Below are 10,154 nucleotides of genomic sequence, written 5' to 3' on the forward strand. Positions count from 1 at the left end.
TATCCTTAGGTTCCTTCTATGAGCCTGTTACCTTGACACTGCCTGTAGCAATGTATGGACTTTCATAAAGGCGGAGTCTTACTCGCCCACAGTAACGACACTATTTGTGCCACTATGCATTTCTACATAGTCCCGATATAGACCCGTACATTCGAAGTTTCGTCAGAAGAGCTTAACTCTCTTCATTCTCACCATAGATAGTTTATAGACCCCCGGCATATAGGATACACATCTCACCTCTGAAATGCTTTCGACATCTAATCTGTTTCGGTATCTCTCTGCCGACTTCACCGAGCTTCTTACACTTTAGTTTCTACTAACTTAGGTGCAAGTCGGAGGATTAGGGTTGCCTTTCAGGACGTTACTCCATCATTCGACATATCGTGTGTTTAGTTCTCCGATTTACTACTATTTTTTTATTCAATTATTAGTTGTAATCGTGCCATAGCTTTTCTCTATGGAACGTTTCGCACCTCCCTTTGGATCAGTCACGATAAATGAACACTTATCGGGCATCTGCATAAGGTTCGGCTTTACCTCATAAAATGTCTTTCCTGCACCGGAACCTCCGATAATCAGAACATTGTTATTAAGCTTTGTCTTTCTTGTATCAAGACTCATTCTGACATTCTGGCTTAAAATTCTATTTTTCCTATCATCCTTATCCCGTAGACTTTTGTTTACCTGTGACAAATTTGCAAACTTTGCCGTACCGTATTCTTTGCCCGGCATAAGATTTCTCTGACTTGTATAATACATAGTTATCATCACGGCATATATAAGAATAGCCATAAGAACTGCCTTAACCGTAGCTGCACCCTTATAGTAATCTGCAATGGGATTTGCAAGTACCTTATTGATGGAATCCATAAATTCACTGATGTTCATTCCCTTAGTCCATGCACCATTTACAAGATATCCGAAATATGCTGACAGCAAAGCTCCAATAACAAGAAGAACAACAGAAGGCTTTTTCTTCTTATCCGTCATTTATCATTTGCCCCTTCCCTGTTCTTCCATTATCTTTGATACGCTTTTTTCTGCTGACATCTTTTCATATCTCTTTCTTACTGCGGCTTCCACACTGTCATAATGTTTTGAATACAACGTGCTTCCCTTTACTGTCTCTGCCACTCTGTTATTTTTGTCATAAAGCTTGTATTCTTTTTCCGAATCAAGAAATGTAAGCAAAGTCTTTCCGTTATTAATTTCCATAATGTTCTCTTTTCTTATCCAGACATATCGTACATTCTCTCCCCATGTACCGGGAACCCTTGTCTTGACTGCTACTGTGCTTTCTTCTTTTATCAGTGTCTTTGATATTGTAATGTCCGTGAGATTCCTGTTCTTTGACATTGAAACTGCCTGAATTCTCTCTGCAATACTTCGGTAGCTTTTAATTCTTTTTTTTAAGGAATCCCTGTCCATAACTGCCTCATACTTATTCTCTGTTTCTGATTTTTCAATTGCACCGATTGTGACAAGTTTTCCGATAATCTCCTTTGCATCATCATTTCCAATTTCAAACTCATTCTTTATGGAATCCACGCTTACACTTTTATTTTCCACAGCATAAAGCCCGACCTTTTCGATAAGTCCCTGCATTATCTCTCCTGCCTTTTCAGCTTCTTCACTTTGGAATTTTTCATTGCCTTCCTTTTGTTTCTGAAAAAACTCAAGCAGTTTGTTCTTCCCATCTGTGTCACTCTTTTTTACATAATCGTCGAATGTCGTAATCTGTCCTGATTTCATTTTCTGTAGCATTACATTGATACGTGGCACAGCCTCTGAATGAAATATTATCTCCGTCTGGTTTTTATTGATGTTTGGCATTATGGAATAAAGTATTCCATATTTTTTTGCAAGCCTCTTTACCTTTCCTATTTCAGAATTATCAAACTGCAATACCTGTAAGTCTCCGCCTCTCATAAGAAGTTTTCTCATGGAAGTTCTTCCAAGATTTTTCTCATAATCAAGCATTCCCTTAAGTACAACAAACACTTTTTTTACTGCACTAAGTCCGTCGCTTCCTATCTTCATTGCAATTTCGATACCGTCATACGCCACCCTTATTATCTGTACTGCCTCTGCTATTTCATCTGCCATTTTTCTCACCTTCCCTCATAATTGTGTTCTCTTACTTTTTCTCTTATTTCATTAAGTTTTCTGTTTTCAATATCATCCCTGCTTACATTTACTCCGTATGCATTTAATATTCTCTCAAGACTGTTAAGAGCTTTTTCTTTCTGTATCCTGTACATTTCAAGAGCTGCAATAAGGGATTCTGCTTTTTGATCCCACTCAGGTCTGATACCTATCATTGCGTTATATCTCTTTTTAATATTTTCAAAATACCTGTCTTTTGATTTCAGTTCTTCAATAAGACTGTTAATCAGTTCCTTGTCGTGGCTCTGAAATCCAAAATCAAACACAAACCTCATCTCTTCCTCTGTAAGCCCTGACATTCTCTTTTGAATCCACTGTGCTGTTTCATTTATCTCTAGCATATCTGCCTCCTATCCCTGCATGCTGTTTTCAAGCTCTGCAATCTCAACTATTTCTTTCATTCTGTCTGCGGGTACCCTGCTGTTTATAATGTCCTCAAGCTGCCTTTCAGTCAGACCTTTTTCTATGGCACTTTTAATCTGAACAAGTTGGTTTATGTCAAGTTCTCCGGCTATTACAAGTTTCACAATATTTCTCCTGCTCTTTTTCTTAATGCCAAGTCTTGTAAAAAATCCTACAGTAGCGTTACTGTTTCTGCGTACTGTTCTTTCAATGTCATTACTGTAAATCCTGGTATAACTGCCACCATATCCTCTATCCTGCACTCTCTGACTTGAAGTTTCCGGATACTGTCTTTTTGCAGTCTCTCTGTCATGAGATTTTGAATATTGACTACTTGCAAACTCCCTATCCGAAGATTTCGGATATTGACCATTTGTAAATTCTCTGTTAGAAGATTCCGGATGTTGACTATTCGATGTCATATTTTCTGCATCCTCTTTACCTTTTTCCTCAAACTCCCTTATCTTCTTTTTTAGAGTTTCGTTTTCTTCTTTAAGCATCTCCACCTCTTTTCTGTTCTCTGACGCCTGCGAATAGGCTTTGTTAATCTCATCCTGCTTCTGCGACAACAAAGTGTCTTTTTCCTGATTTTCTTTAAGAACCTTGTCAAACTCCTCCTCATCCCTTCTGCTTTGCATAAGGGATTTCAGCACTTCTGCAATATCATCAAATTTTTTATCCGTATTTCCAATGCTCAAGACGACTTCCTGAATATGCTCTGCTATCTTCTTTACATACTCAGGCTCCGTTTCTGCCGCATTGTAAACACTGTCTGTCATATCGAGAATTTCCTCATAACGCTTTTTCATTACCGCTGCCTTTTCACCACTTTTGGTAATCGCCTCAATGTCCTCTTCTGGCACACCTTTTTTATAAAATTTAAGTGCCATCTGCATCTGTGCTTTGCTAAGTCCGTCTGCCATAATAATTTTGATAATACTGTCCTCATAACCGTTTCTAAGACATTCCGAATAAATCCTCATACGGTCAATATCCATCTTTTTATCTGCATACTTTGCTATCTGCTCTCTTGTAAGACCATAATCGGCATCATCACTTATCAGTGCAATTACCTCGCCTCTTAATCCCTTATTTTTAAAGCTCTGTACAATCATATTTTTGTCTCTTATATCACTGCTCATCTATAACCTCCTCATTTTGTTTTTTATTACAGCTCAGCCATCAGCTCTTTACATCTAACAGATGAACTTCAAAGCAAAAAAATACAACCTATTTTACCGGCTGTCTGTCTTTTTTCTGTATTCTGTTTTCTTCTTTTTTCTCTGCAATTTGTCTTTCAGATTTTTTACTTTCTTCCCTGATTAACTCCTCTGCAATTTTAAGCTCTCTTTTTACAACTTTTATTCTGCTTCTCTGTTTGGCATACTCACTGCCATAATAATCTTTTAACTTTCTTACTTCCTCTATGGTATATCCATGACTTTCGATTTCACCGATAAATTTCACATACTGCTCATGCTCTTCATAAAAAAACTCATCACCTTTCCTGTAGCAGTTCTCACTATTTTCTAATTCATCAATCATATTTAATGCTTCAAACAACTTCCCGGCTGCTTTCTCTGCCCTGCGTATTCTTCCAATATCTTTGTTGATACTTTTCTTTTTATCTGCAAGAACATCTGCCATATCATTTAGTCCACTAACATCTGTAATTCCATGTTTTGACAGAAAACTGTATTGGTCATGTAACTTATGCATCTTTTTGATTTCATCACGATATTTCCACGCCTGTGAATAAGGTCTCTTTTTAAGTTTTCCTGTCCGGTAAAGTTTTGCAAAGTATTTTTTCTGTAACCCGGTAAGTTCTACCCTTCGATACCTTTTAAATTTACAGTAAACAATTCTTGGTGGGCATTTTGCTGTATCCTTTCTGTAAGTTTCAATTCCTTCATTTTTGATCCTTTCCAAAATACTTTTCTTCGTATACGCATCACCAAAAGTATCAATTCTCATATACCGCTTCATTCCTTGCATAAATACCGCCATATGTTTTCCCTGCTTAATCGTATATCCTTTTTCTTTCAAAAGTCCTAGAAAATCTTCATAAGTAACTGCCTGAATAATACATGAATCGACATCTCTTATTACCATATCTCTCCATACAATTTTTTCGTCACGGTATTTGTTCCGCTCCTTATATCTTTCATTGATGCCTTTTCCATCAGCATCTATGTCTATTTCCGACAAACCATATTCACTGCACAGCCTGTTTGTAAGTGGCTGTATATGCTTTGCCCAGTCACCTTTTTCGTAACGGTATTTCTTACCTGTTTTTACGCTTACACTGTTAAATATGATATGCCCATGCTTGTGATTCGTATTATTGTGTACTGAAAATACGACTTCATAGTCATCTCCGATATACTCTCTTGCAAACTTCTCCGTTATCTCAAATGCCGTATCATCATCCACCTCACCTTCCTCAAAAGATATGATAAAGTGATATGCCTGTCTTTTGTCTGTTTTGCCAAATTTCACTTTCGTGCTTTTCATCTTATCGTAGGCAAAGTCTGGCTGACAATTAATGCCTCCGACAAGTCTCCCACCATCCGTTTTTTCAAAATCTTTAATATAATCAATTGCTGCCTTTAAATGTTTTCCGTGATAACCGCTTCCGCAGTCTCCTATATTTAATACCTTAGTAATCGCCAATCTTCTCTTCCGCTTTTCTTGTAGCGTTAATAAGTTTTTTCATATATGCTCTTAAACTATCCATGTCATCACGGCTGTAAAATCCTGCATTATTCTTTCTTGCAATCTGGTTAATGTTGTTTCCGATATGATTTACTTCATTTATCAGATTGGAAATCAGCAGCCTTATTTCGGGATAATCCAAAGGCTTCTGGCTTAAAAGAAAACGCATATAATCAGCATCCGTCATACCGTATTCCTTTGCACGATTTTTTAATAAATCCGCCTCTGCTCTGGTAAATTTGAAAGTCTTTACCACATTATGTCTGTTATCTGCCATATACATCATCCTCTCTCATTTTGTCAGAGATACCTTTTTAAAAGCAGAAGCCATTGCCTTACCGTAAACAGTCCGGTCAAACATTTTCTCTATTATCCGCTCGTCTTCTAAAAGGCTCTCATATCTTTCCTGCTTTTTGCAGAAATCAATAAAGTTATCAGGATTTTTTCTTTCCTTATCTGCTTCCGTTATAAGCTCATAATTCCAGTCAAATACCGAATCTATTACATCATCTATTGAATAATCCTCCACTATATTCTCTGTTTCGGTTATATCAATTCTCACAAGCCTGTTTTCTCTTACACCGATACCGTAGCCATGAGCTTCCATATACGAAATAAGTACTCCTGCCTCTTTATCTGTAAGGTTCATAAGAATGTCATTCTCATCAAGCCATTCAATCAGTTCCTCTGCCTTTGTAAATACCTCATTTTCATCTGCCACCTGTAATCTCACCTCCTCTTATCCGTATTCTGTTAAGCCTAAAAAAGCCTTTGTCCCCGGTAACAACCTGTCTGTCGCAAGATACGCATTTGGTATTACCAATGCTATTCTTGTTAGGGAAAAATCCCCTAAAACCCCTGATATATCCATATTTTTATAAAACCGTTGTAAAATTTTGTTATGATTCAGGCTTCCTCTTATGCTTTTTCGTTATGAAAGCCTTTTTCATATCCACTTTTTACAACGGATTTTTTTGACTGTTTTTTTGAAATTTCTTTTTTCCGTTGTAAATTTTTGTTATGATTTAGGCTTCTCATTATGCTTTTTCGTTATGGAAGCTATTTCCATATCCACTTTTTACAACGGTTTCTGTTTTCATTAAGATATGGTAATTTCACCTTGCCCGTCTTGTATATGACCGCTTCATCATTTCTTTTTTCCTTATCATTTTGAGCCAGTCATTGTAATCTTTGTAATCCCTTGGTGGTGGAAGTTCCAAAACTTTGTAGCCTTTTTTATCATACTTTTCCCTAAGTGTTGCGGATGCCTTTCTTCCCGGCTCATCATTATCAAGGCACAGCTTAATAGTCCTTATTCCCGGATGCTCCCTAAGAAAAGTTTCAAGTGGTGCGTCAGATATCATTCCAAGTGCCAGCTTGTTTGTTTCAAAATCATCATATATGTCACAGTAACTTAAAAGGTCGATTGCTCCCTCAAACACTTCAAGTTCATCGTTGCTTTCATTTACAACATTAAAACCGTATGTCTTGTCATTGCCTCTTACATCACACTTAAAAGCATGACCATCTTTATCAAACACTCCCCTCATGCTTGCAAATCTTGTGTTTCCTTCCTTATCATTTCCCTTAAATACAATGTTGTGATAACCTGATGATTCATAAATAAGCTTCTTATTAACAAAAAAGTCCACACACCTTTTGCTTATCATCCTCTCACCTGTCAGATACGAATAAAGATAGTGAAAATCTCCTGATGATGTCGGCAGTATGAACTCTTTCTTTTCTTCTTTTTTCATATCAGATTTAACCTGATGTCTTAATGATTTTTTATCCATTGTTTCATCACACCTCTTCACTCCTGCAAAATCAAGTAGCCAGAATACTGCTTCCTTAACGTCCATTCCTGCAAATATCCTTAAGAAATCTATCTGCGAACCTCCATTACTTCCCTTTTCATTCTGTCTTGACCATCGGTACCAGTTGGTTCTGTTATATATCCGTATAGAATCCATCTCCTTTAAGGTATGGTATTTTCCGATCTTCCTTACGGTATATCCAAGCGTTGAAGCCACTGCACACAGATCAACTGACTTTGCAATCCTTAATTCCTCATCCGTAAATCTTCCATCCACATATATCACCTGCTTCTTTCTTTTTCAGCAACCATGACACTGCCTTCAAACTTAAGATTGTTATAATCCTGCTCATAACATTCCCTTTCATGCCTCATCAGTTTCTTTTCCCGCATACTGAAATATTCTATGTTGTTTCCTCCAATGATAATGTGGTCAAGAAGTGTAATCCCTACAAGTCCTGTCAGTTTTATCATCCTGTCAGTAACCGATATATCTTCTTTTGAAGGCTGTAGATTTCCTGAAGGATGGTTGTGGATTAGTATCATATTTGCCGCATTTGACAATATACTTGCCTTTAACATCTCCCTTGGATTTGCTATTGACTGGTTAAGTGCTCCGATACTGACCATCGTACAGTTAATCGGTGTATTATCACTTTTAAGATTAACTACACACAGGACTTCCCTGTCCATTTCGCACAGATATTTTCCAAGTAGTTCAACCGCAGCATCCGGCGTTGTGATTTTAATATCTGAAAGAATGGAGGCATCCTTTACAAGCCTTACCGATACAACATCCAGTTTAAAATCATTGTTTATCACTGCAATCATCCTCCCACTCCAGTCTTATGATAAAATCTCCTTCTATGGAATTTATCACCTCTGCCAGTTCCTCCAATTTTTCAATTTTTATTACAACTTTCATAACATCACCTATATAGTTCTCTCTGGCGTATCGTAACGAAACTGTTCAGATTCTGATTTTCCATCGAGCCTTTTATTAGGTGCATCCGATGCAATGGTAAGTTCCCTTTTATTTCTGTCGTAATGATATACTTCATTAGAAAGTCTTTCCTCAAGACTGACCTCATTCATATTAACTTCATTTACCATTTCCTGTAGCTCACTTGCATCTTTTCCTTCAGCAGATACTGCAATAATTTCATGCACAGATGACGGGATAATATAGATATCTGAATCGAACTTTGCTGAGAGTTTATCAAGATTTTCGGGAAAAAGAATTTCAGCCGCACCGTTAATTTTTTCTCTGTTTGTCATAACATACATAGAAAGTTCATCATCTCCTTTTGCTTCATTAAGCATCTCCATTGTTCCATCCATACTCATTTCTTGACCGACAGCCATTGCTTCTCCCATAATTATCTCACATATAATTTCTTCCATTGGTTTAATGGTTGCTGGAAGCAGTTTGGGTGTGTTTTTCATCGCAGTTTCATAAAGTTGCGCCTCGCTCATTTCCATTCTCGATGCCATTTCATTCGTTATTACGGCTGTTCCCATTCCTTCTTTGTCTATGCTTACGACAGATTTATATATAATTGAAAGATCTAGAAATTCCCTGTGTGGAATTCCTTTCAGATATTCCTCATTCTGTGCTGTATTTACAAGTGTAGCAACTACACTGTCTTTTAATCTTTCAATATCTATTTCATCACCTTTCATAATTTCCGGTACATATTCATATCCTCTTTTTATTGTATCTGCCGCATGTCTGATTACATCATCAAGACTTTCTCCCTTCTTATACATTTCATAATAATTCTCAACATAAATCGTTGGTGAACCACCTGCTCTCCTGTTCTCTCCAGAAGGAAACAAATTTATCGCATCCTTTTCACAGTTCACCTTATACACCTTATGCTCCACTGCCTTGTAATTTTTGAATTCATCAGGCATATAGTCCATTAATTTTCCTTTAAATACTTCTTTGAATATTTCGTAATTCATCATTTTAAAAATTCCTCCTTAAACTAAAATAAGGGAAAATGCGAACCGGCTCACATCTTCCCTTATTTTTTTAACTTATCTTCTTTTTTCATTTTCTTTATATGCACCATTTATTTCAGTATATATGATTGTTACATTCTCGAACAATTTGGTCACATCAAAAAACCTTAAAATTCTAAGATTTTATCATTTTCAAACTTGCACTTCCCATATTACTCCATCTGGAAATTCTGGGCTTTTTTCTACACAACGGCCTACTTTATAGTTTTGAATTTCAAGATGAACATAAGCTTCTCCTTCTTTATGCACTACAGTATCTGACATTGACATAATGAATAATTCCATTTTTTCACGATAAGGCTCGTCAAGTCTATTATTAACATAGAACTCTACTTCGATGGCTTTTCCTAATTGAGATTCAAAAACTTCTTTATCTGCATAAAAATATATACATTTTTTTTCAGATGGAGCCAAACCAATTTTTCGCGAAGTTGCACTTGTCATAGAATTTGTCCATTCAAAAGAACCATCTTTCGCAATTGCGCTGTTAAAACCAATAGTTTCATATCCTGAAGAAATATTAAAAAAAGTTAGTTTTAGTCCCCATGCTTCTTTTTCTGAATATTCTCCTATTTGTATACTGAAATCATCTGGTCTCAAACTAGTCCTTTCAAAAGATTTAATTGGTGCACTCCATTCAGAAATAACAAAAGCTGGGCGTAAATCTAATCTCTGTCTTGTTATTTCTAATTGAAGAAGCTGTTCTGATATTTCATTCGCTTTTTTAGCTATATTAGATGCATCTACTGACATCTTATTTGCATCTTCAGCAATATTGTTAGCTTTGTTCGTTTGCCATATGGCTACAAGAGCAATAATAATCGTTGGTATTGCTGCAATACCATTTCCCATATAATCCAAGATTCCATCTGCGGATAGTTCTGAAGTCATAGATGGTGAAAAAACATGAATTGTAATAGGTGTTATTACCATAGTTAATACAGTAATCACTATAAATATTGTCCATAATATCTTTTTCATAATCATTCTCCAAGTTATTTTTAATAATTATAGCAAATCCGTATCA

The 10,154-nt window shown here is 36.4% G+C and carries 11 protein-coding genes; all 11 read right to left on the reverse strand.

Annotation, left to right across the window (positions count from 1 at the left end):
- Window positions 1–420: 420 nt before the first annotated feature.
- The 11 genes from DW006_RS09900 to DW006_RS09950 all read right to left on the reverse strand — a co-directional run bounded on the left by DW006_RS09900 (window position 421) and on the right by DW006_RS09950 (window position 10,108).
- A complete protein-coding gene (locus tag DW006_RS09900; RefSeq protein WP_118000216.1) occupies window positions 421–990 on the reverse strand; it encodes a type IV secretory system conjugative DNA transfer family protein in 570 nt (189 codons plus the stop codon).
- A gap of 3 nt (window positions 991–993) precedes the next feature.
- Window positions 994–2,106, reverse strand: coding sequence for a PcfB family protein (locus tag DW006_RS09905; protein WP_118000218.1), 1,113 nt, complete (start codon window positions 2,104–2,106; stop codon window positions 994–996).
- A 5-nt stretch (window positions 2,107–2,111) separates the two neighbouring features.
- Window positions 2,112–2,507, reverse strand: coding sequence for a hypothetical protein (locus tag DW006_RS09910; protein WP_118000220.1), 396 nt, complete (start codon window positions 2,505–2,507; stop codon window positions 2,112–2,114).
- Window positions 2,508–2,516: 9 nt separating this feature from the next.
- Window positions 2,517–3,710, reverse strand: coding sequence for a hypothetical protein (locus tag DW006_RS09915; RefSeq protein ID WP_118000222.1), 1,194 nt, complete (start codon window positions 3,708–3,710; stop codon window positions 2,517–2,519).
- Between the two features lie 88 nt (window positions 3,711–3,798).
- Window positions 3,799–5,241 carry a relaxase/mobilization nuclease domain-containing protein gene (locus DW006_RS09920; RefSeq protein ID WP_243002612.1) on the reverse strand — a complete coding sequence of 481 codons (1,443 nt, stop codon included), beginning with the start codon at window positions 5,239–5,241 and terminating at the stop codon, window positions 3,799–3,801.
- Window positions 5,228–5,560, reverse strand: coding sequence for a MobC family plasmid mobilization relaxosome protein (locus DW006_RS09925; RefSeq protein ID WP_118000335.1), 333 nt, complete (start codon window positions 5,558–5,560; stop codon window positions 5,228–5,230). The genes DW006_RS09920 and DW006_RS09925 overlap by 14 nt, the downstream gene beginning before the upstream one ends.
- A gap of 15 nt (window positions 5,561–5,575) precedes the next feature.
- Window positions 5,576–6,004 carry a multidrug transporter gene (locus DW006_RS09930; protein WP_118000224.1) on the reverse strand — a complete coding sequence of 143 codons (429 nt, stop codon included), beginning with the start codon at window positions 6,002–6,004 and terminating at the stop codon, window positions 5,576–5,578.
- A 394-nt stretch (window positions 6,005–6,398) separates the two neighbouring features.
- Entirely contained in the window at window positions 6,399–7,376 is a 978-nt protein-coding gene (locus tag DW006_RS09935; RefSeq protein WP_118000227.1) for a DUF3991 and TOPRIM domain-containing protein, read from the reverse strand.
- A gap of 5 nt (window positions 7,377–7,381) precedes the next feature.
- The gene (locus DW006_RS09940; RefSeq protein WP_243002613.1) at window positions 7,382–7,921 is read right to left on the reverse strand and encodes a JAB domain-containing protein; all 540 of its coding nucleotides are present in this window, start codon (window positions 7,919–7,921) and stop codon (window positions 7,382–7,384) included.
- 111 nt (window positions 7,922–8,032) lie between these two features.
- A complete protein-coding gene (locus DW006_RS09945) occupies window positions 8,033–9,070 on the reverse strand; it encodes a DUF5688 family protein (RefSeq protein ID WP_118000231.1) in 1,038 nt (345 codons plus the stop codon).
- Between the two features lie 189 nt (window positions 9,071–9,259).
- A complete protein-coding gene (locus tag DW006_RS09950; RefSeq protein WP_118000233.1) occupies window positions 9,260–10,108 on the reverse strand; it encodes a hypothetical protein in 849 nt (282 codons plus the stop codon).
- Window positions 10,109–10,154 lie beyond the last annotated feature (46 nt).

Source organism: Eubacterium sp. AF36-5BH, from assembly GCF_003460505.1.
Classification (GTDB): Bacteria; Bacillota; Clostridia; order Lachnospirales; family Lachnospiraceae; genus Eubacterium_G.

Bases quoted from the DNA above. Each gene is read 5' to 3' on its own strand.
- DW006_RS09900 (WP_118000216.1), bottom strand. From the start codon at position 990: ATGACGGATAAGAAGAAAAAGCCTTCTGTTGTTCTTCTTGTTATTGGA.
- DW006_RS09905 (WP_118000218.1), bottom strand. From the start codon at position 2,106: ATGGCAGATGAAATAGCAGAGGCAGTACAGATAATAAGGGTGGCGTAT.
- DW006_RS09910 (WP_118000220.1), bottom strand. From the start codon at position 2,507: ATGCTAGAGATAAATGAAACAGCACAGTGGATTCAAAAGAGAATGTCA.
- DW006_RS09915 (WP_118000222.1), bottom strand. From the start codon at position 3,710: ATGAGCAGTGATATAAGAGACAAAAATATGATTGTACAGAGCTTTAAA.
- DW006_RS09925 (WP_118000335.1), bottom strand. From the start codon at position 5,560: ATGGCAGATAACAGACATAATGTGGTAAAGACTTTCAAATTTACCAGA.
- DW006_RS09945 (WP_118000231.1), bottom strand. From the start codon at position 9,070: ATGATGAATTACGAAATATTCAAAGAAGTATTTAAAGGAAAATTAATG.
- DW006_RS09950 (WP_118000233.1), bottom strand. From the start codon at position 10,108: ATGAAAAAGATATTATGGACAATATTTATAGTGATTACTGTATTAACT.